General features: G+C 59.4%; 21 protein-coding genes and 1 pseudogene. 5 read left to right on the top strand and 17 right to left on the bottom strand.

What is annotated here, in order from left to right; all coding sequences use genetic code 11:
- Positions 1-20 precede the first annotated feature (20 nt).
- The 4 genes from GVL50_RS17580 to GVL50_RS17565 form a co-directional block, all read right to left on the bottom strand.
- Positions 21-1094: a YCF48-related protein gene (locus GVL50_RS17580; RefSeq protein WP_159814524.1), complete on the bottom strand. Its 1074-nt coding sequence runs from the start codon at positions 1092-1094 to the stop codon at positions 21-23.
- A 10-nt stretch (positions 1095-1104) separates the two neighbouring features.
- Positions 1105-2463 carry a DUF1329 domain-containing protein gene (locus tag GVL50_RS17575; RefSeq protein ID WP_159814522.1) on the bottom strand — a complete coding sequence of 453 codons (1359 nt, stop codon included), beginning with the start codon at positions 2461-2463 and terminating at the stop codon, positions 1105-1107.
- Positions 2464-2504: 41 nt separating this feature from the next.
- Positions 2505-4517 (bottom strand): DUF1302 domain-containing protein, encoded by a 2013-nt coding sequence (locus tag GVL50_RS17570; RefSeq protein ID WP_159814520.1) that lies wholly within the window; start codon positions 4515-4517, stop codon positions 2505-2507.
- A gap of 127 nt (positions 4518-4644) precedes the next feature.
- Positions 4645-5211 (bottom strand): alpha/beta hydrolase, encoded by a 567-nt coding sequence (locus GVL50_RS17565; RefSeq protein ID WP_159814518.1) that lies wholly within the window; start codon positions 5209-5211, stop codon positions 4645-4647.
- Between the two features lie 369 nt (positions 5212-5580).
- On the opposite strand from GVL50_RS17565, the gene GVL50_RS17560 reads away from it, so the two are divergent.
- The gene (locus GVL50_RS17560) at positions 5581-6615 is read left to right on the top strand and encodes an AraC family transcriptional regulator (RefSeq protein WP_053119483.1); all 1035 of its coding nucleotides are present in this window, start codon (positions 5581-5583) and stop codon (positions 6613-6615) included.
- 61 nt (positions 6616-6676) lie between these two features.
- Here the strand turns inward: GVL50_RS17560 and GVL50_RS17555 are convergent, their stop codons facing one another.
- The 6 genes from GVL50_RS17555 to GVL50_RS17530 all read right to left on the bottom strand — a co-directional run bounded on the left by GVL50_RS17555 (position 6677) and on the right by GVL50_RS17530 (position 12419).
- Complete coding sequence (locus GVL50_RS17555) at positions 6677-7687, bottom strand: YeiH family protein (protein WP_159814516.1); 1011 nt, start codon at positions 7685-7687, stop codon at positions 6677-6679.
- A complete protein-coding gene (locus GVL50_RS17550; RefSeq protein WP_159814514.1) occupies positions 7684-8022 on the bottom strand; it encodes a Rieske 2Fe-2S domain-containing protein in 339 nt (112 codons plus the stop codon). Before GVL50_RS17550 ends, GVL50_RS17555 begins: the two co-directional genes overlap by 4 nt.
- A complete protein-coding gene (locus tag GVL50_RS17545) occupies positions 8019-9347 on the bottom strand; it encodes an MFS transporter (protein ID WP_159814512.1) in 1329 nt (442 codons plus the stop codon). Before GVL50_RS17545 ends, GVL50_RS17550 begins: the two co-directional genes overlap by 4 nt.
- Before the next feature lie 92 nt (positions 9348-9439).
- On the bottom strand, positions 9440-10492 hold the full coding sequence (locus GVL50_RS17540; RefSeq protein WP_053119475.1) for a 3-keto-5-aminohexanoate cleavage protein: 1053 nt from the start codon (positions 10490-10492) through the stop codon (positions 9440-9442).
- An 83-nt stretch (positions 10493-10575) separates the two neighbouring features.
- A complete protein-coding gene (locus tag GVL50_RS17535; RefSeq protein ID WP_053119473.1) occupies positions 10576-11424 on the bottom strand; it encodes a TauD/TfdA family dioxygenase in 849 nt (282 codons plus the stop codon).
- A gap of 14 nt (positions 11425-11438) precedes the next feature.
- Positions 11439-12419, bottom strand: a complete 981-nt coding sequence (locus GVL50_RS17530) for a quinone oxidoreductase (protein WP_159814510.1) — start codon at positions 12417-12419, stop codon at positions 11439-11441.
- A gap of 327 nt (positions 12420-12746) precedes the next feature.
- On the opposite strand from GVL50_RS17530, the gene GVL50_RS17525 reads away from it, so the two are divergent.
- The 4 genes from GVL50_RS17525 to GVL50_RS17510 all read left to right on the top strand — a co-directional run bounded on the left by GVL50_RS17525 (position 12747) and on the right by GVL50_RS17510 (position 14540).
- A complete protein-coding gene (locus GVL50_RS17525) occupies positions 12747-13352 on the top strand; it encodes an SCO family protein (protein WP_053119469.1) in 606 nt (201 codons plus the stop codon).
- A complete protein-coding gene (locus GVL50_RS17520) occupies positions 13352-13831 on the top strand; it encodes a copper chaperone PCu(A)C (protein WP_159814508.1) in 480 nt (159 codons plus the stop codon). The genes GVL50_RS17525 and GVL50_RS17520 overlap by 1 nt, the downstream gene beginning before the upstream one ends.
- 140 nt (positions 13832-13971) lie before the next feature.
- Entirely contained in the window at positions 13972-14346 is a 375-nt protein-coding gene (locus GVL50_RS17515) for a hypothetical protein (RefSeq protein WP_053119465.1), read from the top strand.
- Positions 14343-14540, top strand: coding sequence for a helix-turn-helix transcriptional regulator (locus GVL50_RS17510; protein ID WP_159814506.1), 198 nt, complete (start codon positions 14343-14345; stop codon positions 14538-14540). The genes GVL50_RS17515 and GVL50_RS17510 overlap by 4 nt, the downstream gene beginning before the upstream one ends.
- A 247-nt stretch (positions 14541-14787) precedes the next feature.
- On the opposite strand, the gene GVL50_RS17505 is transcribed toward GVL50_RS17510, so the two are convergent.
- From GVL50_RS17505 to napE, 7 genes and pseudogenes are all read right to left on the bottom strand, one after another.
- A complete protein-coding gene (locus GVL50_RS17505; protein WP_159814504.1) occupies positions 14788-15885 on the bottom strand; it encodes a GlxA family transcriptional regulator in 1098 nt (365 codons plus the stop codon).
- A 38-nt stretch (positions 15886-15923) separates the two neighbouring features.
- Positions 15924-17321, bottom strand: a pseudogene (gabP, locus tag GVL50_RS17500) (GABA permease).
- A gap of 722 nt (positions 17322-18043) precedes the next feature.
- Entirely contained in the window at positions 18044-18640 is a 597-nt protein-coding gene (locus tag GVL50_RS17495) for a cytochrome c3 family protein (protein WP_159814502.1), read from the bottom strand.
- 9 nt (positions 18641-18649) lie between these two features.
- Positions 18650-19135, bottom strand: a complete 486-nt coding sequence (locus GVL50_RS17490; RefSeq protein WP_159814501.1) for a nitrate reductase cytochrome c-type subunit — start codon at positions 19133-19135, stop codon at positions 18650-18652.
- A gap of 11 nt (positions 19136-19146) precedes the next feature.
- Complete coding sequence (napA, locus tag GVL50_RS17485) at positions 19147-21651, bottom strand: nitrate reductase catalytic subunit NapA (RefSeq protein WP_159814499.1); 2505 nt, start codon at positions 21649-21651, stop codon at positions 19147-19149.
- Entirely contained in the window at positions 21648-21908 is a 261-nt protein-coding gene (locus tag GVL50_RS17480) for a chaperone NapD (protein ID WP_159814496.1), read from the bottom strand. The genes napA and GVL50_RS17480 overlap by 4 nt, the downstream gene beginning before the upstream one ends.
- Before the next feature lie 30 nt (positions 21909-21938).
- A complete protein-coding gene (gene napE, locus GVL50_RS17475; RefSeq protein ID WP_159814494.1) occupies positions 21939-22115 on the bottom strand; it encodes a periplasmic nitrate reductase, NapE protein in 177 nt (58 codons plus the stop codon).
- Between the last annotated feature and the right edge of the window lie 589 nt (positions 22116-22704).

Below are 22704 nucleotides of genomic sequence, written 5' to 3'. Positions count from 1 at the left end.
TCGCCTTTAGGGTTGTTTTCTTATTCTTTGCGCAGTGTCGAAGCACCACGGGTACCAACGACCAGCATCGCGCCATCGGCCGTCTGTGCTGCGCCGGTCACCGGTAACGGTTCGGGCTCATGCCGCCATTGCAACTGCGCACCATTGCCCTGGCTGACCAGCATCTGCCCGCCCTGAGTGAACAACCGGTAATGCCCGTCAGTGTCGACAAACCCGGCGGTAATGCTCGTGTGCAAGCCACTGTCCTGCGCGATCCAGTTGCGTCCGCCATCGGTGCTGCGCAGAAGGTTGCCGCGCAGTCCGTAAGCAATCACTTCACCCGGTTTGCCAAGCACGCCGAAAAAACTGCCCTGATAGGGTGTGGGCACGGCGACGAAGCGCTGTTGCGCTGCATCCCATTTACGCAACAGCCCCTGCTCGCCGGCGATGTACAGCGCATCCCCCGTGGCGGCAATCGCATTGAGGTGAAAACCCTGCGGGTTGTCGGTGCGATCCTGAAACGGCATCCAGTGTTTGCCACCGTCCGTGGTGCGCAGAATCAGGTTGAAGACACCGACCGCATAGCCGAGTTGATCATTGGCAAACCAGACGTCGAGCAACGGTTTATCCGCGCCCTGCTCCACCTGCCGCCGGCCTTCAGCAACCAGCAACGGCCATTGCTCGTTAGCCGGTTCAGCGCGGGCCAGTGCCTGATAGTGCTCGATCAGCAACGGGCCGATCTGGCGCCCGTCGAGCTGCTTGCGCCACGTCACCCCGCCGTCGCTGCTGTGCAAAATCACCCCGTCATTACCGACCGCCCAGCCTTGTGACGGCGAAGAAAAACTCACCGCCGTGAGGTCGCAGCTCACCGGCACGGCGGCCTGTTGCCAATGCTGGCCGCCGTCATCGGAGTAAACGATGTGCCCACGCTGCCCAACGGCAACCAGTCGTGCCCCTGCCCGAGCCACGCCGGACAGCGCACTGCTGGCTGCCAGGGCACTGACCCTGGCAGGCTGATCCAGCACATCGAAATAGCCGTCCGCGCGGGCGACGCCCTGCAACAGCAGCAGGCACATGCCGAGCGTCACACCGCCGTATTTTTTCTGCCAATGCATACCGCGCCCTCTAGCGAATACCGCTGCCGACCAACGACTCCGACGACCATTGCGCCTTCGAAAGCGGATCGATGTACTTGATGCCGCCGTAAGGCCCGACGACGCCGTTGATGTTGTAGGTGCCGCCGACCAGGTCGTAGATCATGAAAGGGGTCGAGTCCGGCACCTGTTTGTCGTAGCTCTGGCTGAGAAAGGCAAACGAGCCGCGATAAAGCTGTCCACGGGCGTCATATTGGTCGGAGGCCAGCGCTGTCCAGCTGTCCTCATCGAGATAGAAGCGGCGTTTCTGATAGATGTGCCGGGCGCCGGGCTTGAGATTGCCTTCCACCACCCAGACCCGGTGTTTCTCCCAACGCACGTAGTCAGGCGCTACATGATTGGCGGTGGTCAACGCCTTGGGATCCTGCGCATAGGTCAGTTTGTAGGTGTTGTACGGCACGATCATTTCCTGCTTGCCGACCAGCTTCCAGTCGTAGCGATCCAGTGCGCCGTTGAACACGAACACATCGTCATAAGTACCCGCACCGGCAGTGCCCGGGTTCGGCGTGTCGTACGCCAGGTTCGGCGCCAGTTTGACCCTGCGCTGCCCCGGCAGGTATTGCCAGGCGCGACGCGGTTGTTGCAACGGGTTGGCGGCGTCCTTGAGCATCATCGCTTCACCCGCACGGCGCGCCGGGCCGGTGTACGTCAGCTTCATCTGGTAATACACGTCAGCGCTGCTGATCGGTTGCGCGAGGTTTTCATAGATCGGGTAGGAGATGAACGCCTGCCCGGTGATAGCCAGACTGGCAACCCCGGCAGCGTCGACATTCCATGAGTCGTATTTTGAGCTGATGTTGACGCCCTGATAGCGCAGCAGGAAATTCCACATCGCTTCGTTGCCCGATTGCGGAATCGGAAACGGCACACCCGGCAGAACATTGTCGACGGCCAGACCACCTTCGAGCGACTTGGCGCCCGTGGCATTTTTCACACCGTTGTCCAGCACCGCTTTAGGCAGTGAGACGGTGCGGTGCGTCGGGTAGACATTGATGTGAAACGTGGCAAAACGCTTGGCCAGTTCGACCGCCGTCGCCGAGAGCTCGCCCTTGTACTGATCCACGTTCTTGCCATCGATCACCAGCAGCGGTTTCTCGTCAGCGAAAGGATCCGGGCGCATGCTGTCGCCGGTTTTGTAGGTGGCCGGCGGCGTGGTCAGCCCGCCCGTGTAAGCGGGTATCGAACCGTCGGCATTGGCGGCTTTTTCCGCGCCGACGAGGGTCAGGTTATTGCCCAGTTTGGCCGCATCCTGCGCCGAAACGGCGGCCTGCGCTTGCGCGGCGATCGCCATGCTCAGTGAAACGGCGAGCATTGTATGGACGAATTTCATCGTGTGGTTCTCCTGTCTGTAAGACTTGAGCCAAGGTTGAATCAGAAGGTGGTTTTCATCGTCAGGTACACGGCGCCACGGTCAGCCGTGGTCGCGCCGCCACCGGAAAACGCCGAGTAGCCGCCGCCGTAACAGGCGTAGTTCTGGTTGCCACTGAACGCGTTGGGGGTCGAACCATCGCCCTTGCCGGCCTGGTCGGCGCCGGTGCTCAGGCCGCTGGTGTCGCACTTGTCGGTCTTGCCGAAAGCGTCGACGTATTTGAGGTCGATAAAGTATTTGTTGTACGCCACGGCACCGAGGCCGACCGCATAGTTGCCGGTGTTTTTCGCACCGCCACCGGACACCGGCGACACCCCGGCCAGACCGGCGTTGATCGACAGCGGCATATTCAAATCAACACCCGGCAGCACCTGGTACCAGGTCGGCGTAAAGTTGATCGCGATGCCCCAGTTATCCCGGGTGGGCGCGTCGATGCCGCGATAACTGTCCTCGCCTTTGTAGAGCGCTTTGTTCTTGTCATCGAGCTTGAGCAGATTGCTGTAGTACAGCTCGGAGAGCAGGGTTGCCGAATCGAACAGCGGCGTCTTCGGCAGTGACATCAAACCATTGAGCGTCCAGTGCAGCGTGTCACCCGTGGCGCTCATGCTGTCGCCACGGCTTGGCGTGTCGTAGATCACGCCCGTCTCGGCGGTACGTGCCGGCAACAGCCCTAAACCTGCGCCCAACCCTGCAGGACTGGTCGAGCTGACAATCGCCGGAATGCTCGCCAGTGGCATGTTGTGCCGGATATTGAGATCCGAGCCGACGCTCACTCCGCCCACGTCCTTGGACAAACTCAGGCCGAAAATCTGAATGTTGTCGGCGTACGCCAGTTGGTAACTGCTGGTGCTCAATGAGTTGAGGATGTTGACGACACCGGGCACCTGCCCCGCCGGGCGGCTGCCGTTGGCATTCAGCGATGTCAGGCCGGTGGCGTTCAACCAGGCTTGAGGGAGAATGTCGGAGGTCTTGCGGTAGTAAAAGCCGAGCGTGCCGTCGAGCCACGCAGGCGACCACTTGGCCATGACGCCCCAGTCACCACTGCTGCCCGGCGTCAGGTCATGCCCGCGACGCACATTTGTTAGGCCGTTGCACGGAGCGACGCCGCAGCCCAGCGGGCTGCCGGGCACCACGCCATTGGTGTTGCCGAGCAGAAAAGACTGCGCACCGAAACCAACCAGATCGGAGCCGCCGTAGTAAGTGCCGGCCTCCGGCAAACGGGCAGCGTCCCAATCAAGAAAATACTGAGCGCCCAGCGTCAGTTCAGGGTTGACGGTGAAGGACGTCGATAATTGCTTGCGCGGGACGAACAGCTCCTTGGCTTCAGTGCCGGGCGACGCCGACAGTTTCGCCAGATCCAGCCCGGACTGGCCGTAGCTGACCGAATGCACCGGGTTGAGCAGCGTTTCGCCCCAGAACACGTTGTGTTGACCGGCCTTGAGGCTCAGCAGCGATTGCTCGCCGACTTCCGTGTTGTAAAACACAAAAGCATCGAGAATTTCCCCGGAAGGCCCGGTGTAATAACGCTGGGCGTAGCGACTCAGGTGCGGGCTGCCGTTGCCGACGTTGTCTTGAGTCACACCGGCCAGGCGTGGGTCATTGGCGACCAGACCCGATCGTGCGTCGTTGCCATTGACGAAAGGATTGGAATTGGAGCCGGTATTTTCATAGGCCTGGTCGTACCAACTGGCCGCACTGACGCGAAAGCCCATCGAGTTTTTGTAGACCACGTCCATCTCGGTCAGCAGGTCGATACGGTTGCTGATGTTGGTGCCGGCCTTGCGAAAGTTGTAATCGCCGTCGTTGTTGTTTGGCGTGGCCAACATCCGTTTGTCGGCACTTTCCGTGCGTACGCCGTAGTTGTATTTGACGGTGTTATCCAGCCGCGCCGTCCAGTCCGGGTTGCCCGTATCGATCTCGACCGCATGGGCGCTCGGTAGCGCTGCGGCCAGAATGGCCGAGGCCAGCAAGGTGTAACGCGAAGGCGCAAGGCCATGGCGCTTGGTGATGTGCATCGTGTCTTCTCCGCTTTTTTGTAGTTGTTTTTAAGCGCAGCCGCCCTCGCGCTTTCCCGGTGTGCGGGAAGACGTTTTCAGAAATGAGGGCACGTGCCGGCAGGCGTTCAGCCAGCCGGCGTCTGAATCAACGATCCAGTTCCTGGATCAACAGTTCGGCGTCAGGCCACGCGCCAAAACCGGCGGCCGGGTTGAGATGACCCACAGCTCCCAGCGAGCGCAGCTCAGCGCCCCAGCCTTCGGCAAGGTGGGTGACGGCTTCGAGGCTGGCGAGGTGATCGTTAGTGCTGGCAGCGACCAGGCTGCGAAACGGTAATGGGCCACGGGGTAGAGGGTTCCAGCCCTGCGCTTGCAGGGTCTGCGCTGACGGATAGCCCGCCGGCCAGTGAGCATCGAGATCCGGTGGCGTCGCCAGCAATGCACCTTTGATTGCACGCGAGTGCTGCGCCGCCCAGTGCGCCACCATCAACACGCCGGCGCTGTGGGCGACCAGAATCACCGGGCCGTCGATCTGCTCCAGTGTCTGTTGAATCGCTCGAATGCGCGCAGCGAGGTCGAGTTTGTCGGTGGTCAGCGGCGGCACACTGCGGACTTTTTCCAGGCGCGCCTCAAGCAGCGTCTGCCAATGTTCGGCCACATGCTCACGCAGGCCCGGTACGATCAGAACGGTTGCGGCAGTCTGCAATTTGTCCACGTCAACACCTTCGCTGTCTCGATGACTCGACTGGCTGTTTCGCCAGAATCTTTTTGTTGTGTCGACATTAAAGAGCGCTCGGCCGGGGTGCTTTTCATTGGACGTCAGGCACTTTTCTTTTGATGACAGAATTTCCTCCGCCGGACGGATGCCGCCCCCGTAGGAGCTGCCGCAGGTTGCGATCTTTTGACGTTGTCTTTCAAAAACAAGATCAAAAGATCGCAGCCTTCGGCAGCTCCTACACAGATCGCCGATCACGACTTTGCGACAGCGTTAACACAGCCGCTGTCGCAACTGTTCAATTGCAGATGCTCTGGATATAGTCACCCAGTACTTCCTTATCGTTATCGAACCAGGAAAGAACCCAGCATGCCCACGCTTGTTCGCGCCGCTGTCCTGACCAACTACCTGGAGGTCACGCAATACCTTGGCTTCAATCCGCGTGATGTACTGGCGGCGGTCGGCCTGAGCAAAGCACAGCTGCTGGCGCCCGAGCAGCGCATTCCGATTGATTCGGCGGTGCGGCTACTGGAAGACTCGGCGGCCGCCAGCGGCTGCCAGACGTTCGGCCTGAGCATGGCCGAATCCCGTCAGCTTTCAGATTTCGGCGTGGTCAGTTTGCTGCTCAGCCATCAGCGCACGCTGCGTGACGCCCTGCAGGTGGTTGTGCAATACCGGCATTTGATGAATGACTCGCTGGCTATCTTCGTTGAAGAGGCCGGCAAGATGGTGATCATTCGCGAAGAAGTGGTCACGCAAACGCCGATGCCCAGCCGACAGGCCACCGAGTTGGCCATTGGCGTGATGTTCCGTCTGTGCTCGGCGCTGCTCGGTACGCACTGGCATCCCTACAGCGTTAACTTCACACATCAGGCGCCCGATAATCTGCAACTGCATCGACGCCTGTTCGGCTGCACGCTGGAGTTCGGCAGCGAGTTCAACGGCATCGTCTGTTCCGATGCCAGCCTCGACGTCACCAACCCTAACGCCGACCCGGCCATGGCGCGCTATGCGCAGAGTTATCTGGATTCTCTGCAAGGTCATGAAAGCCATTCGCTGCTGCTTGAAGTGCGCAAGGCTATCTATCTGCTGTTGCCGATGGGCCGCGCCACCATCGAGCAAATTGCTCAGACCCAAGGCATGAACGTGCGCACGCTGCAACGTCGCCTCAAGGACGACGGCTGTGCTTTCAACGATGTGATCAATGAAGTGCGACGCGATCTGGTGTTGCGCTACCTGGAAAATCCCAACTACTCGCTGAGCCGCATCGCCGACTTGCTCGGCTACTCCATGGCCAGCTCCTTCACCCGCTGGTTCATTACCCAGTTCGACATGCCGCCCGCCACCTGGCGGGCAAAAAAAACGGCAACTGCTGGTACAGTCGCCGCGAAAAAACCGGTGTGATTGGCACCGGTTTAACTACCGCACCGGGCCGACGAGTCAGCACGGTGCGGCCTGCCTTACCTTAGAAACCCCAGTGCAACACCAGAAGCACCAGCACCGCGAGAAACACCGTCTCCCCGACCATCAGCAAAATCGGTTTGATGCCAACGGCGGCCAGCTCCTTGAGCTGTGTCTTCATGCCCAGTGCGCTGATGGAAATCACCAGGCTCCAGCGCGACAGCTCATTGACCGCGCCTTGCACTGCCGGCGCTACCCAACCGGTGCTGTTGATACAGGCCAGCAGCAGAAAACCGACGGCAAACCAAGGCAGCAATGGCGGGCGTTTCCCTGACGTATCAGCCCCCTGCAAACGCGTGACCATCGCCGCGCAGACAATCACCGGCAACAGCATGGCCACGCGCATCAATTTCACCACCGTGGCGGTGTCACCGGTTTCCGTCGACAAGCTGTAACCGGCACCCACTACCTGCGCGACGTCATGAATGGTCGCGCCCAAAAACACGCCCGCCACTTGCGGCGAGAGTTCCAGCCACTTGGCAATCATCGGGTAGACAATCATCGCCGTGGTCGACAACGCCGAAACGCCGATGACGGTAAACAGCGTGGCCCGCTCTTTCTGCGGGTGATGGGGCAGCGCCGCCGCCAGCGCCAACGCCGCCGAAGCGCCACAAATTGCCGTGGCGCCGCCGGTGAGCATGCCGAACAAGCGTTGAAAGCCCAACGCCTTCGCGGCCACCACTGACACGCCAATGGTCACCACCACCAAAAACACCACCAGTGCCACAGGCTTCCAGCCCAGCGCGGCAATTTGCTCAAGGGTGATGCGCATACCCAGCAACGCCACGCCAATGCGCAACACCGTGCGCGCAGTGAATTCGATGCCGGCCTTGCACACGCCATCACCGGCCAGAAAATTCAGCGCCATGCCCAGCAGCAACGCGAACAGCATCACCGGTGCACCGTAATGCTCGGACAAAAACGAAGCGGCCGCGGCGACGATAAGGCTGACGATAAACCCCGGTGCCAACTCGCGTGTCTGGCTATGAATACGGGTAAGCGCAACGGTGCTCATGCCATAGACTCCTCGCAAGCGAGGACGATAAACGCCTGACCATCAATGACTTCAACCGGGTAGCGTGTGACTTTGACCTGCTTCGAATTGAGCAAATAGCCGCTGCGCAGATCGAAGCGCAAACCATGCGCGCAACACTGAATGACCTGGCCCTCCAGCCGACCGCCACACAGCGATGCACCCTGATGGGGACAGCTGTCGTCGATGGCCAGCAACTCACCGTCAACGTTGAACAGCGCCAGGCTTTTATCGGCGAACTCAAACAGTGACCGCCCTCCTCTCGGCGGGCATTTGTTGTCTGGTACAGCAACGCGCAACGCAGGAAGACGACTCATACTTTCACCTCGCAGGCGATTTCATTGACCGGGTCGCTGACGCGTTCGCCCGCCAGCCGGGCAATGTCTTTGAGGTAATGACTGCGCGCGTAGAAGAACACTGCGGCGGCCGCGATACTCACCAGCGGCACGAATTGGAAGGCCGCGTGCAGGCCGATCAGATCGGACAATTTGCCGGTGATGAAGGGCCCGGGCGCCAGCCCCAGCAGGTTATTGGCCAGGGTCAGTGTGGCGAAAGCTGTGCCGTGCACCGAGTAATGCGTCAGGTTGGCAACCATCGCCCCGGCAGGTCCGGTGGTGCCCGTGGCGATCAACATGCCCAGGCCGATCAGCAGCAATTGCGCGGGCCCAGCCGGCAAGGCGAAGGCCGCCGAAAGCAGCAAGCAACTGCCCAGGCAATAAGCGATGGCCAATGCGACTTTGCGCTCAGGCGCATGACGGCACAGCCGATCACTGATCATCCCGCAGACAATCATTCCCGCGCCGCTGCACAACACAATGACCGCCGCCACAGCACCGGCCTTGTCAGTGCCCATAGCGTAATAACGATTGAGGTAACTGGGCATCCAGACGATCACCGTGCCGCAGACGAACAACTGCAAACCGCTGCCGATGTACGTCGCCACCACCGAACGACTGGAATACAAGGTGCGCAGTGGACGCTTGATCGCCGCCGCGGCTTTACTCGCCGCACGGGTTGCGCACTGCGGCGCAATCCGCGCTTGCTTGACGATCAGCGGATACAGCAGCGCCAGCACCAGACCGAACAGCGCCATGCCAGCGAACGACCAGCGCCACCCCATCTTCGCAGCGATCACCCCGCCCAACGCCATGCCCAGCACCGAGCCGAACATACCACCGGCCATAAACGCGCTGGCCAGGGTGGCGCGCATGTATTTGGGAAACACCGAAATCACCACGGCGATGCCGACGCTGCCGTAAGCCGCCTCGCCGACACCGACCATAAACCGCGCAATGAACATCTGCGGATAGTCCTGCGCCACCGCGCAACCCAGTGTGGCCACGCTCCAGAGAAAAGCCATAAAGGCCAGACTTCTCACCCGACCAAAACGGTCGGCCAGCAGCGACAGCGGAAAGGTCAGCAGCCCGACCATCAACGCGACGATGCCACTGAGCAAGCCCAGTTGACTGTCGCTCAAGGCCCACTCGACCTTGAGCATCGGAAACACCGCGTTGAGCACCTGACGCGACATGTAATCGGAAATCAACAAGCCGAACGTCAGGGCAAAAACGATCCAGGCATATGTGCGCGCAACACCGACGTCGTTATCGTCGTCATCGCTGGCGCTGGGGTGATAGGCCATGCAGCCTCCTCGAAACTTTGTTGTATTTGTTGTTATCGAGCTGTTGGGGTAACGCAACGAACGAGAGGCCAGCGGCCCCTCGCCCGGTTCAGTCAGCCGCGTTGCGGCAGACCTTTTTGCCCGGCCTTGCGGTTGGGCGCCATGCCGTTGGCCAACAAGGTTTCTTCGATGCTCTGATACGCCACGCCAATGCGATAAATCTCGCGGGCTTCCTTGCCGGTAGCAATCTCGCGCCCCAGTTCATGGGCAATGCGCACGGTCTGCTGAATCTGCTGCACCGACCCGAAGCGATCACCTTTGTGATCAATGATCGTGTCTTCATTGCCGACCCGCGGATGCAAGCCCATCGCCAACGCCATGGTGTTGAACGGCAGCACGTTCTTGAGCAACGACTCGGACGTCAGGGTGCACGCGTCCGGCACGCGATGGATGAAGTTGAAGAAGTTGAACGGGTTCGGCCCGTCGAAACCACCGCCGATGCCGATCCAGGTGAGGTTCAGCGGGCCCATGTACACACCGCTGCGCACCAGACGCATCAGGGTTTCCAGGGCATGCATGCCGGTCAGTTGAAAGTGTGGCTGGACGCCTGCGGCCATCAACCGGCGCAAATGTTCGGCGACCCAGGCCGGGCCGGCCGGCACGGTCATTTCGCTGTATGCGGCATGAATGGCCGGGTTGTCCAGCGAGGTGCCTGCAAGGTATTCCGGGTACAGCAACTCCATGATGTTCATCTGGGTGGTGTTGATCGCCACCGTGACCTGATCCGGTTTCGGTGTCAGTTCCGCGAGCATGTGCCGGGTGTCATCGGACAGCCACTTGGCGGCTTCACCATCGCTCTCCGGGGCGAAGGAAATCGAACCGCCGACCTGGATAATCATGTCCGGCACCGCTTCGCGCACACCGGCAATCAGCTCATTGAATTTCGACAGACGCTTGGAACCCTTGCCGTCGAGTTCACGCACATGCAGGTGCAAGACAGTGGCGCCCGCCTCGTAGCAATCGACCGCTTTCTGCACCTGTTCATCCATGGTCAGCGGGATGTCTTCGGGGAAATCTTCCGGCATCCACTCGGGGCCATACGGGGCCACGGTGATCACCACTTTTTCCATGTTTTCCGGGTGCAGGGAATCGTCGAGAAATTGCATGGGGTACTCCTTTTTTATGATTGTCCGCGCAGCCGGGTTCGCACCGGGCTGGCGTTTTCGAGTGCGAATGCAGTAAGGGTCGATCAGTAAGTCTTGTCGCCGACGATCCCGGCACGCTCCATCTTGCGATGGCACAACGGGTAATCCATCACGGCGTAATGCTGGGTGCTGCGGTTATCCCAGATCGCAATGCTGTTGGGTTTCCAGCGCCAGCGCACTTGGTATTCCGGGATGTACGCCTGGCTGATCAGGTAGCGCAGCAACTCACTTGCGCCGGGGTTGGCGTCCTGGCCGAATCGCACCCGAGCGGGGGTGTGGTAATTGCTGAAGTGTGTGGTGAAGGCGTTGACGAACAGCACTTTTTCCAGCGTGTCCGGATGCGTGCGCACCACCGGATGCTCGGCATCGGGGTACGTCGCCCTAAGCGCCAGGCGTCTTTCGATCGGCAGCGCGGCACCGAAGCTGGCTTCGATGCTGTGCCGGGCACGCAGATCGGCAATCTTGATCTTCACGTCTTCCGGCAAGCGCGCATACGCCTCGACCATATTGGCCCACATGGTGTCGCCGCCCACCGGCGGACATTCTACACAGCGCAAGACACAACCCATCGGCGGCGCCTCACGCCAGGTGGCGTCGGTGTGCCACGAGTTTTCGTAGCGTTCCGGCGGATGCTCCGGGCTCTTGTAGATCCGCACCAGCCCGGGATGATCCGGATCACTGCCAACCATCGGGTGATCTTCAAGCTCACCGAAGCGCCGGGCAAAGGCCACGTGATCGGCACGGCTGATGTCCTGATTACGCAGGAACAACACGCGGTGCTTGAGCAATTGCGCGCGAATTTCGGCAAAAAGACCGTCGTCATGTACCGCGTCGGCAAGGCTGACGCCCTCAAGCTCGGCGCCAATGCTGCACGTCAGTTGTTCGACTCTCATGGCTGACGACTCCTTCAGATGACGAAAATCGATGAGCCGGTGGTCTTGCGCGATTCCAGGTCACGGTGGGCCTGAACGGCGTCCTGCAACGCGTAGTGCTGATTGATTTCGATCTTGATCCGGCCACTGCCGACCAGGTCGAACAGCTCGCCAGCCAACGCGGCTTTTTCCTCGGGGTCGGCGATGTAGTCAGCCAAGGCCGGGCGGGTCATAAACAGCGAGCCCTTCATTGCCAGCAACATCGGATCGACCGGCGGAATCGGCCCGGAAGCCGTACCGACGCAGACCATCAGACCGCGACGTTTGAGCGAGTCCAGCGAGCCCATGAAGGTGTTCTTGCCAACACTGTCGAACACCACGTTGACGCCAACGCCGTCGGTCAATTCACGAACCTGTTGCGCGACGTCCTGGTGGCTGTAATTGATCACATGGTCGCAGCCATGGGCACGGGCGATTTCGCCTTTGGCCTCGGTGGAGACGGTGCCGATGACCGTGAGCCCGAGCAACTTGGCCCACTGCGAAACGATCAGACCGACGCCACCGGCAGCAGCGTGGAGCAAGATACTGTCGCCCGCTTTGAAATTGTGGATACGCCGCATCAGGTAAGCCGAGGTCAGCCCGCGCATGGTCATCGCGGCAGCCGTTTCGAAACTGATGGTTTCCGGCAGTTTGATCAGCGGTGCGGCGGATATCAGACGCTCAGTGCTGTAGGCGCCCAAGGTGTTGAGAAACCCGGTGTAGGTGACACGATCGCCCACCCGCACATTGCTCACGCCCTCGCCGATGGCCTGCACCACACCGGAGGCTTCAACGCCCATGCCGTTAGGCAGCGGGATCGGGTAAGTGCCGTTGCGAAAGTAGGTGTCGGCGTAGTTGAGGCCCACCGCAACATGGCGAAGACGCACCTGGCCTGGGCCGGGATCGCCAACGTCGACATCTTCAAAGCGAAGCACGTCGGGATCACCGGATTCGTAGAAGCGCACTGCTTTGGCCATTTTTCTTATTCTCCCTGCAAGGTTGGGCGTATCGCTCGATTGGCGTTGACCTGACTCTAGGTCGCGCGCCAGGCAATCGCTTCGCATCAGGCGACAATGGCTTTTCATTTGATGACAACGGGTGGCAAGACAAACAGGCGTCCGACGGGCCGCCCTCTCTGACGCTCACGCGCTACCGGTCACTTTTTCTTACACCTTTTGTCGCCAGATCCTACGCCGTACGGCGATCCGGAGCCGGTCGTTGCCGTCAGTTTGGTATCATGCGCCGCTTTTACGGTTAACCACCGCCCGTCCTGTCGACGGGCGGGCTGCAAAAGGCGGTATTAGATGACGGCTTTGTTGACTCGCCGCAAGGTGCTTGCGGGAATGGGCGTACTCGGGCTCGGCCTGCTCGCCGGCTGCGACACCCGCGGCGAACTGTCGTACAAGTACGGCAAAGATCTGAGCGACAAGATCCTGGGACGCACTTTCAAGCTGAAGAACACCGACGGCGAAACCATGTCGCTGTCGAGCTTTCGCGGCATGATGCCGATGATCTTCTTCGGCTTCACTCAATGCCCGGCGGTCTGCCCCACCACCCTCGCCCGCGCGGCGAAAATCAAGAAACTGATGGGCAAGGACGGCGATCGCTTGCAGGTGATCTTCATCACCCTCGACCCCGAACGTGACACGCCAGAAATCCTCGACGCCTACATGAAAGCCTTCGACCCGAGCTTCGTCGCGTTGTACGGCACCGTTGAAGAAACCAAGGCCACCGCCAAGGAATTCGACGTGTTCTACGAGAAAGTCCCGGCCGGCGACACCTACACCATCTCGCACACGTCGACCAGTTACGTCTACGACTCCCGTGGCGGCCTGCGCCTGGGCCTGTCCACCTCGCTTTCGGCAGAAGAATGCACGGAAGACTTGCTTACCGTTATGGAGGTTTGCTGATGCACCCTGTTCTGAACAACATCAAACGTGCTGCGATTGCCCTGTCGCTGATGGGCCTGGCGTTTCAGGCCTCCGCGCAGACCAAAGTCGACGACGCCTGGGTTCGCGCCACCGTGCCGACCCAGACCGCCAGCGGCGCATTCATGACCGTCACGGCCGACAGCGACAGCAAGCTGCTCAGCGTCGCCACACCGATCGCCAAAGACGTGCAGATCCACGAAATGACCATGAAGAATGACGTCATGAGCATGGGCCCGGTGAAGTTCGTCGAACTGCCGGCTGGCAAAGCCGTAAAGCTTGATCCGAACGGCTACCACGTGATGCTGATGGGCCTGAGCGCGCAGCTGAAAGAAGGCGAAACCGTGCCGCTGACCCTGACCGTCGAGAACGCCAAGGGCGAGAAAGAAACCCTCGAGGTCAAAGCGCCGGTTCGCTCGCTGACCAACATGGAAGGTCACGATCACAGCAAAATGCACTGATCTGACTGACTGAAACACCTGCGGGGCGGCCTGATTAATGATCATGCCGCCCCGTTTTATTTGAGCTGATGGAAAGCGTGCTTTACATCGGCAAATTCTTCGGTGAGGATGTAAAGGGTCTTTTACATAGGAAGTGAAGAATGAACCGCTACTACCTCGAAATGGGCGCCGCATCAGTTCTCTACGTGCTGGTGTTGAGCCTTTCCCTGATCGCCAGCCAATCCCTGCTGGACGCCAACATTTTTCTGCGATCCGTGGTGGCCCTGACCCCGGTCATTCCGGCAGGCCTGATGTGCTGGGCGATCGTGCGCAACATGCGCCGCATGGATGAAATGCATCTGCGTATCCAGTTCGAAGCCCTCGGTTTTGCCTTCGCCGCCTCGGCACTGCTGACCTTCAGTTACGGGTTTCTGGAAAACGTCGGCGCGCCGCACATTCCGTGGACATGCGTGTGGCCGGTGATGGGTCTGATGTGGATTGTTGGGCTGCAGATTGCGCGACGCCGCTACCAATGAAAAACCGTCTGAAGGAACTGCGCGCCGAGCGCAAGTGGTCGCAGGTTGATCTGGCAGAACGCTTGAACGTGTCGCGGCAGACCATCAATGCGATCGAAAACGAACGCTACGATCCGAGTTTGCCGCTGGCATTCCAGATTGCCCGGGCATTCGAAATGCCCATTGAAGACATCTTCGACGAACGCGAAAGTTAACACCGGCCCCCTGTGGGAGCGGGCTTGCTCGCGAAAGCGTCGTGTCAGTCGACATTTGTTTAACTGATACACCGCCTTCGCGAGCAAGCCCGCTCCCACAGGGGCTTTGTGTTCTGACTCAGATTTTGTGTACGACAGAAAATCTGTGGGAGCGAGCTTGCTCGCGAAGGCGTCGGCACATTCAACATCAATGTAGCTGACCGACCGCTTTCGCGAGCAAGCCCGCTCCCACACTGATGAATGTCGATCAGCCTATCTGCGCCAAATCCGCGTGGTCAACCATCCGAATACTGGCAAACGTCGACTCATTCCGTGCCTGCTCCAGCACCGTCAGCGGCTGAGTCGACACTGGCCTCAGCGCCGGTTTTCGGCTCATCTCCGACCCGCCGCGCTCGTCGCTCGGCGGGACGCCAAAGTGTTCGCGATAGCATTTGGAAAAATGCGGCGTCGAAACAAAGCCGCAAACATGCGTCAACTCAACGATCGACAACGACGTTTGCTTGAGCAGTTGCCGCGCGCGAATCAGGCGCAGTTTCAAGTAATAACGCGACGGCGAACAGTTGAGGTATTTCTGGAACAACCGCTCCAGCTGTCGCCGCGACAAATCAACGTACGCCGCCAGGTGATCCAGCTCAATCGGCTCCTCAAGATTGGCCTCCATCAGCGCCACAATTTCTTGCAGCTTCGGCTGATGCGTGCCGAGCACGTGCTTGAGCGGCACGCGCTGATGATCCTGCTGGTTGCGGATGCGCTCATAGACAAACATCTCAGAGATGGCAGCGGACAAATCGCGGCCATGATCGCGACTGATCAGGTGCAGCATCATGTCCAGCGGCGCGGTACCGCCGGAGCTGGTGACGCGATTGCGATCGAGGCTAAACAGGCTGGTGCTGACCCTGACACGCGGAAACGCTTCCTGCATCGCCGCGAGAAACTCCCAATGCACGCTGCATTCATAACCGTCGAGCAACCCGGCTTTCGCCAGCGCCCAACTGCCGGTGCACACGCCGCCCAAGCGCTTCGATTGACGCGCCAGGGCCTGCAGCCAAGTGATGTGCTCCCGCGTGATCACGCTCTGAATGCCGACGCCGCCGCAGACAATCACCGTATCCACGCAAGGATTACTCCACGACCCATCCGGCGTAATCGGCACACCGTCGCTGGCCCAGACCGGCGCGCCGCCAACGCTGAACGTCTGCCAGCGATACAGCTCACGCCCGGACAATTGATTGGCCATGCGCAACGGTTCGACGGCGGACGCCAGCGACATCAGGGTGAATTTGTCCAGCAGCAGAAAGCCAACGGATTGGGTCGCACCGTCAGGCGCGGCGGCGTTCGATGACATCGGATTTGTGTCCTTACAGAAGCGTTGGTGGTTCGGCGTTAACCCGCTGACGTCACCCGGGCCGCCTGCGCAGGATCACGCGAGGTCACCAGGCCGAGGAAGGAAATCAGCAACGCGAGGCCAATGGTCGTGCTCACTTCGGTGCGGTGTTGTGGGGTGATCATCATCACCGTCAACGCCGCGCAAATGAACACGATCACCAGCCAGGTCAGCCACGGGAACAGCTACATGCGGAAGGTCAGCTCGACGTTGCGCTGACGCAAGATCCGCCGCATGCGCAGCTGCGAAACGGCGATGGTCAGGTACACCAGCAAGGCAATCGCGCCAGAACTGGCGAGCAGAAATTCAAACAACCCGGCAGGCATGAAATAGCTCCACACGGTGATCGCCGCGCCCAACACGGTGCTGGCGAAAACAGCCGCCCGTGGCACGCCGGCGGCCGATGTCACCTTCAACGCCTTCGGCGCATCGCCACGGCGTCCCAGCGAAAACAACATGCGCGAAGCAATGTAGATCGAAGAATTCATGCAACTGGCGACGGCGATCAACACGACGACGTCGACCATGAACTTGGCGTGAGGAATGTTCATGATTTCCAACGCCCGCTGATACGAGCCGACCGACGCCAGCAACGGATCATTCCAGGGCACCACGGAAATCACCACGAAGATCGACAGCAGATAAAACACGCCGATGCGCCAGATTACCGAGCGCGTGGCTTTGGCGATGTTCTGCGCCGGGTTGTTGGATTCGGCGGCGGCGATGGTCACCGCTTCAGTGCCGATAAAACTGAACATGATAGTGATGAAAGCGCCGACCACCGCCGACAGGCCGTTGGGCGCAAAACCGCCGTGCGTGGCCATCAAACCGCTCAGGCCACTGACTTCGCGATCCGGCACCCAACCCATCAACACGGCAAAACCGACGCCGATAAACCCGATGATCGCCACGACCTTGGCCATGGCGAACCAGAACTCGAATTCACCGTATTTGGACACGCTGAACAGGTTGGTCACGGCCAGCGCAATGATCGACACCAACGCGAACAGCCAGGCATCGATCTGCGGAAACCATTGATGGAGCACATGGCCGGCCGCCAGCGCTTCAATGGGAATCACCAACACCCAGAACCACCAGTAAAGCCAACCGATGGTAAACCCCGCCCAGCGCCCGATGGCCTGATCGGCGTAGGTGGAAAACGAGCCGGTGTCCGGATTGGCCACCGCCATTTCACCGAGCATGCGCATGACCAGCACAACGAGCAAACCCGAGAACAAATACGCCAACAACACCGCCGGCCCCGCCGCCGCAATGGCATGCCCCGAGCCCACGAACAAACCGGCGCCGATGATCCCGGCGATAGACAGCATTGTTACGTGACGAGGCTTAAAGCCCTGCGCCAATTGGCCATTCGAATCCTTGGACGGGCTAATCATTGGTTTTTTTATTCTCTGCTGATCGACATTTAAGCGACTGGACAGGGGCAACGGATCACCGTTGTTGCCGTACAAGAAACCCCGTCCAACCGCCGCAGTTCTTATCAAACCGATGTGGTTTTTTAATGAAAAGACACTTCACCTTATCTGGCTTGGTGGAGGGCTCAGTAGCCTGATGGCGTCATGGTTTGGTCTGAAATCGACACGGGGGAACCTTACAGTCTCGATCAAGACCCACCAGTTGAAAATCCAAAGTAAAACCCGTGGGAGCGAGCCTGCTCGCGAAGGCGGCGGCACATTCAACATCAATGTGCCTGACCCACCGCTTTCGCGAGCAGGCTCGCTCCTACAGGGGATTTGTGGTGCGTCTCGGATTTTGTGTACACCAATGAAACCTGTGGGAGCGAGCCTGCTCGTGAAGACGTCGGCACGTTCAATATCAATGTGCCTGGTACACCGCTTTCGCGAGCAGGCTCGGCTCCCACAGGGGATTTGTGTTCTGACTCAGATTTTGTGTACGACAGAAAATCTGTAGGAGCTGAGCTTGCTCGCGAAGACGGCGGCAGATCCGGCATCACTGTGGCTGACAAACCGCTTTCGCGAGCAAGCTCGGCTTCTACAGGGGATTTGTGGTGCGTCTCGGGTTTTGTGTACGACAGGGAAACCTGTAGGAGTGAGCCTGCTCGCGAAAGCGGCAGCCCGATCACCACTAATCCCCTAAATCACCACCCCTTCACCCCACTCATATCCGGCAACTTATGCGCGATGCCCTTATGGCAATCAATGCATGTCGCCTCGCCATTCGCCAGCGCTGTCGAGTGCATCGCCGCCGCGCGTTTGCCCTGGCGGGTAAAGTCCATGAACTCGAAGTTATGGCAGTTCCGGCACTCGCGTGAATCATTGGCCTTAAGCCTCGCCCACTCATGCTCCGCCAGTTCACGGCGCAGTGTGAGGAACTTGTCGCGGGTATCAATCGTGCCAAACAACTTGCCCCACACTTCCTTCGACGCCTGCATCTTGCGCGCGATCTTGTGTGTCCACTCATGGGGCACGTGGCAATCCGGGCAACTGGCGCGTACACCGGAACGGTTGGTGTAGTGGATGGTGTCCTGCAACTCGACATAGACGTTATCGCGCATCTCGTGGCACGAAATGCAGAACTTCTCGGTATTAGTCATCTCCAGCGCGGTATTGAATCCGCCCCAGAAAATAATCCCGGCAACAAACCCGCCCAACGTCAAAAACCCCAGGCTGTAATAAACGCTCGGCCGACAGAGGATGCCCCAGTAATCCTTAAGCAGGGCGAACAGTGCTTTCATGGCGCCTCCTCAAGGTTTCTGCGCAGCATTGGCGTCGTCTTGCAGGATCTTGTCGATGGTTTCAAAGCTGTTGCCCACCAACGGCTGCACCTCTTTTTGCGGCACGTGGCACTGGTTGCAGAAGTAGCGACGCGGTGACACCGCCGCCAATGCCTGGCCATCGCGATCCATGTAATGCGTGATGCTGATCGCGGTCGCCTGACTGCGCGCACTGTTTGCACGGCTGTGACACGACAGGCATTTGTTGCCGTTCTTGTCGATCTGATAGCCGCGAATACTGTGCGGAATTGTCGGTGGTTGATCCGGGTAATTGCGCTCGCGCTTGAGATCCTTGTTCTCGTCGTTGGCAATCGGCGGCGCGGGCGAGTTCTGGGTGATGGTGCCGCCCAGACGTCGGCCGTCGGGGGCCGGCGCATCCAGCGGGTAATCGACTTCGGCGGCAATCGTCACGCCGATCACGGCGAGCAATACCCACGGCAGGATTCGAAAAGGCATCACGGTTCTCCTCAAGCCGCGCTGATCAACTCGATGCGGATGGCGCATTTCTTGTAGTCGGTCTGCTTGGAGATCGGGTCAGTGGCGTCGAGCGTGACTTTGTTGATCAACTTGTTGGCGTCGAAAAACGGCACGAAGACCAATCCGCGCGGCGGTTTATTGCGTCCGCGCGTTTCAATACGCGCACGTATTTCCCCGCGTCGGCTGATCAGCTTCACCTCGCTGCCTCGCCGCGCCTTCAAGGCTTTCGCGTCCTCGGGGTGCATGTAAACCAGCGCATCCGGCACCGCTTTATAAAGCTCCTCGACCCGTTGCGTCATGGTGCCCGTGTGCCAATGTTCGAGCACCCGGCCGGTGCTCAACCAGAACGGGAAATCTGCGTCCGGGGCTTCCGCCGGCGGCTCGTAAGGCAAGGCGAAGATGATCGCCTTCTTGTCCGGATAACCGTAAAACTGCACCTCGCTGCCGGCCTCGACATACGGATCGAGCCCTTCGCGATAGCGCCAGCGGGTTTCCTTGCCATCGACCACCGGCCAGCGCAGTCCGCGTTCGTCGTGATAACGATCGAAGGCCGCGAGGTCATGACCGTGGCCGCGACCGAATTGCGCGTACTCTTCGAACAGACCTTTCTGCACGTAAAAACCGAAGGCCTTGGCCTCGTCATTTTTGAAGCCAGCCACAATCTGCTCGACCGGGAACTGATCAACCTGACCGTTCTTGAACAGCACCTCGAACAGGCTTTTGCCCTTGTACTCCGGCGCACTCGCCAGCAACTCGGCAGGCCAGACTTCATCGGTGGTGAAGCGCTTGGAAAACTCCATCAACTGCCACAGATCCGACTTCGCATCACCCGGCGCGCTGACCAACTGATGCCAGAATTGCGTACGCCGCTCCGCGTTGCCAAACGCGCCCTCCTTCTCCACCCACATTGCGCTGGGCAGAATCAGATCGGCAGCCTGGGCCGACACGGTCGGGTAAACATCCGACACGATCACGAAGTTGTCGGGCTTGCGCCAACCGGGCAGCACCTCCTGCATGATGTTCGGCCCGGCGTGCATGTTATTGCTGGCCTGCGTCCAGTAAACATTGAGCACGCCGTCCTTGAGCATGCGGCTCTGCTGCACCGCGTGGAAGCCGACTTTCTCCTGAATCGTGCCAGCCGGCAGCTTCCAGATCTTCTCCGCCGTGGCCCGATGTTTGGGATTGGTCACCACCAGATCAGCCGGCAAACGATGGGAAAACGTGCCGACTTCGCGCGCGGTGCCACAGGCCGAAGGCTGGCCCGTTAGCGAGAATGGACTGTTGCCCGGCTCGCTGATCTTGCCGGTGAGCAAATGAATGTTGTAGATCAGGTTGTTCGCCCAAACCCCGCGCGTGTGCTGGTTGAAACCCATCGTCCAGAACGACACGACCTTGCGTTTAGGGTCGGCGTACAACTCGGCAAGGCTCTTGAGCCGCTCAGCGGAAACACCGGTTTCTTTCGCCGTGCGCTCCAGCGTGTAGGGTTTGACGAACGCGGCGTATTGCTCGAACGACATGTCCGTCCACGTGTTGGCCTTGTCGGCATTTTTCGCCTGTTTCTCCCGTGGATCGTCCGGGCGCAAGCCGTAACCGATGTCATCGGCACCTTTAGCGAAGCGCGTGTGTTTGCTGATGAAATCCTGATTCACCGCGCCGGTTTCGATGATGTGATTGGCGATGTAATTGAGGATCAGCAGATCGGTTTGCGGCTTGAACACCATCGGGATATCGGCCAGTTCGAAACTGCGATGCTCGAAGGTCGACAGCACCGCGACCTTCACATTCGGCTGGCTCAAGCGCCGGTCGGTCACGCGACTCCAGAGAATCGGGTGCATCTCGGCCATGTTCGAACCCCAGAGCACAAAGGCGTCCGTGACTTCGATGTCGTCGTAACAGCCCATCGGTTCATCCGCGCCAAACGTGCGCATAAAACCCATCACCGCCGAGGCCATGCAATGGCGCGCATTGGGGTCGATGTTGTTGCTGCGAAAACCGGCCTTCATCAATTTGTTGGCGGCGTAACCCTCCCAGACCGTCCACTGTCCGGAACCGAACATGCCCACGGACTCGGGGCCTTTGGCTTTCAGGGCCTGCTTGAATTTCTCCTCCATGATGTCGAAAGCCTTGTCCCAACTGATCGCCTGAAACTCGCCCTGTTTGTCGAACTTGCCGTCCTTCATGCGCAACATCGGCTGGGTCAGACGGTCGACGCCGTACATGATTTTCGACAGAAAATAGCCTTTCACGCAGTTCAAGCCACGGTTGACCTCGGCCTTGACGTCGCCATGGGTGGCCACGACTTTGTTGTCGCGCGTCGCCACCATCACGCTGCAGCCCGTGCCGCAGAACCGGCACGGCGCCTTGTTCCAGTCCAGCGTGACCATGTCGGCTTCGGTGATCAGATTGCTCGCCGACGTGACAATCGGCAGCCCGGCGGCCGCTGCCGCAATCGCAGCGGCCTGGGCTTTGACGAATTCGCGGCGCGACATGCTCATTGGGAGTCTCCTGCGGGTTCGAGGAGTTCGTGATAGATCAACGCGGCGTTGAGCACACCGGGCAAGTTATTGATCTGTTCAATGCGTTGCAGGATCTGGTTTTCGTGCGTGGCTTCAAGTACCACCACGAGTTTTCCGGCAGCACTTTCATGATGCAACTCCAGACCGTCCAACAAACGCAAGTTGGCTTTAACCGCATCAAACAGTTCCGGCCGGGCAAGTACCACAAGGCTGGCGATATGCAGCGCTTCTTCCATGTGCTGACTCCAACAGAGTGCTGAGGACGATCAGTTAGGCGGCCCGGGCGGGCCATAAAGCATTTGGAAAAACCAGATCATGAAACCGTAACCACCGACGATGGCGATGGAAAGCAATGGAAACAGGCACACGACCAGGAAAAGGAATAGACGCGTTTCCTTGCGGCGCTGTGTTTTTGGCTCATTTGGCTCGTTGAGTGTTGGCACTGTGATGCCTCCGGCCTGATGGGGAATCAGCCTAGAACAGTTGGCAAAAACACAACGGCGAGAGAGGGGTTTTAGCGATCAATGGCAACTTTATTAGTTGGGTTAGTGCGATTGGGTTTAGCCAGTGAAGTTGTTAAAGCTTTTAGCAACTAAACACCGCGCACCGCGTTTCATTCGCAACTAATAAAATTTCTTATTAAAAGAAAATGAGCTTCGCCCTACCCCAAATTCCGAGTACAACCCCAACCCCTGTAGGAGTGAGCCTGCTCGCGAAAGCGCCAGTACATCCAACATCACCTAACCTGACACACCGCCTTCGCGAGCAAGCTCGCTCCCACAGTAAATTTGTGGTGTGCCCCGAATTCTCTGTTCGGCACAAAACCCCTGTAGGAGTGAGCCTGCTCGCGATAGCGTCCATCCAGCCAACATCACTATTGAATGACCCACCGCCATCGCGAGCAGGCTCACTCCTACAGGGGATTCGTGGTGTTCTCCCGAGTTTTGTGTGCGACTGAGAAACCTGTGGGAGCGAGCCTGCTCGCGAAGACGCCAGCACATTCAACACCTAAACAACTAACCCACCCTGCCC

This window comes from Pseudomonas sp. 18058, from assembly GCF_902706155.1.
GTDB classification, from domain to species: domain Bacteria; phylum Pseudomonadota; class Gammaproteobacteria; order Pseudomonadales; family Pseudomonadaceae; genus Aquipseudomonas; species Aquipseudomonas rustica.
This window is presented reverse-complemented; position numbering and strand designations above follow the sequence as displayed.

Coding starts and splice junctions, on each gene's coding strand:
- GVL50_RS17495 (WP_159814502.1), bottom strand. CDS start 18,640: ATGAAAGCACTGTTCGCCCTGCTTAAGGATTACTGGGGCATCCTCTGT.
- GVL50_RS17535 (WP_053119473.1), bottom strand. CDS start 11,424: ATGAGAGTCGAACAACTGACGTGCAGCATTGGCGCCGAGCTTGAGGGC.
- GVL50_RS17555 (WP_159814516.1), bottom strand. CDS start 7,687: ATGAGCACCGTTGCGCTTACCCGTATTCATAGCCAGACACGCGAGTTG.
- GVL50_RS17520 (WP_159814508.1), top strand. CDS start 13,352: ATGCACCCTGTTCTGAACAACATCAAACGTGCTGCGATTGCCCTGTCG.
- GVL50_RS17490 (WP_159814501.1), bottom strand. CDS start 19,135: ATGCCTTTTCGAATCCTGCCGTGGGTATTGCTCGCCGTGATCGGCGTG.
- GVL50_RS17550 (WP_159814514.1), bottom strand. CDS start 8,022: ATGAGTCGTCTTCCTGCGTTGCGCGTTGCTGTACCAGACAACAAATGC.
- GVL50_RS17570 (WP_159814520.1), bottom strand. CDS start 4,517: ATGCACATCACCAAGCGCCATGGCCTTGCGCCTTCGCGTTACACCTTG.
- GVL50_RS17540 (WP_053119475.1), bottom strand. CDS start 10,492: ATGCAATTTCTCGACGATTCCCTGCACCCGGAAAACATGGAAAAAGTG.
- napA (WP_159814499.1), bottom strand. CDS start 21,651: ATGAGCATGTCGCGCCGCGAATTCGTCAAAGCCCAGGCCGCTGCGATT.
- GVL50_RS17525 (WP_053119469.1), top strand. CDS start 12,747: ATGACGGCTTTGTTGACTCGCCGCAAGGTGCTTGCGGGAATGGGCGTA.
- GVL50_RS17530 (WP_159814510.1), bottom strand. CDS start 12,419: ATGGCCAAAGCAGTGCGCTTCTACGAATCCGGTGATCCCGACGTGCTT.
- GVL50_RS17480 (WP_159814496.1), bottom strand. CDS start 21,908: ATGGAAGAAGCGCTGCATATCGCCAGCCTTGTGGTACTTGCCCGGCCG.
- GVL50_RS17545 (WP_159814512.1), bottom strand. CDS start 9,347: ATGGCCTATCACCCCAGCGCCAGCGATGACGACGATAACGACGTCGGT.
- GVL50_RS17515 (WP_053119465.1), top strand. CDS start 13,972: ATGAACCGCTACTACCTCGAAATGGGCGCCGCATCAGTTCTCTACGTG.
- GVL50_RS17580 (WP_159814524.1), bottom strand. CDS start 1,094: ATGCATTGGCAGAAAAAATACGGCGGTGTGACGCTCGGCATGTGCCTG.
- GVL50_RS17560 (WP_053119483.1), top strand. CDS start 5,581: ATGCCCACGCTTGTTCGCGCCGCTGTCCTGACCAACTACCTGGAGGTC.
- GVL50_RS17510 (WP_159814506.1), top strand. CDS start 14,343: ATGAAAAACCGTCTGAAGGAACTGCGCGCCGAGCGCAAGTGGTCGCAG.
- GVL50_RS17575 (WP_159814522.1), bottom strand. CDS start 2,463: ATGAAATTCGTCCATACAATGCTCGCCGTTTCACTGAGCATGGCGATC.
- GVL50_RS17505 (WP_159814504.1), bottom strand. CDS start 15,885: ATGTCATCGAACGCCGCCGCGCCTGACGGTGCGACCCAATCCGTTGGC.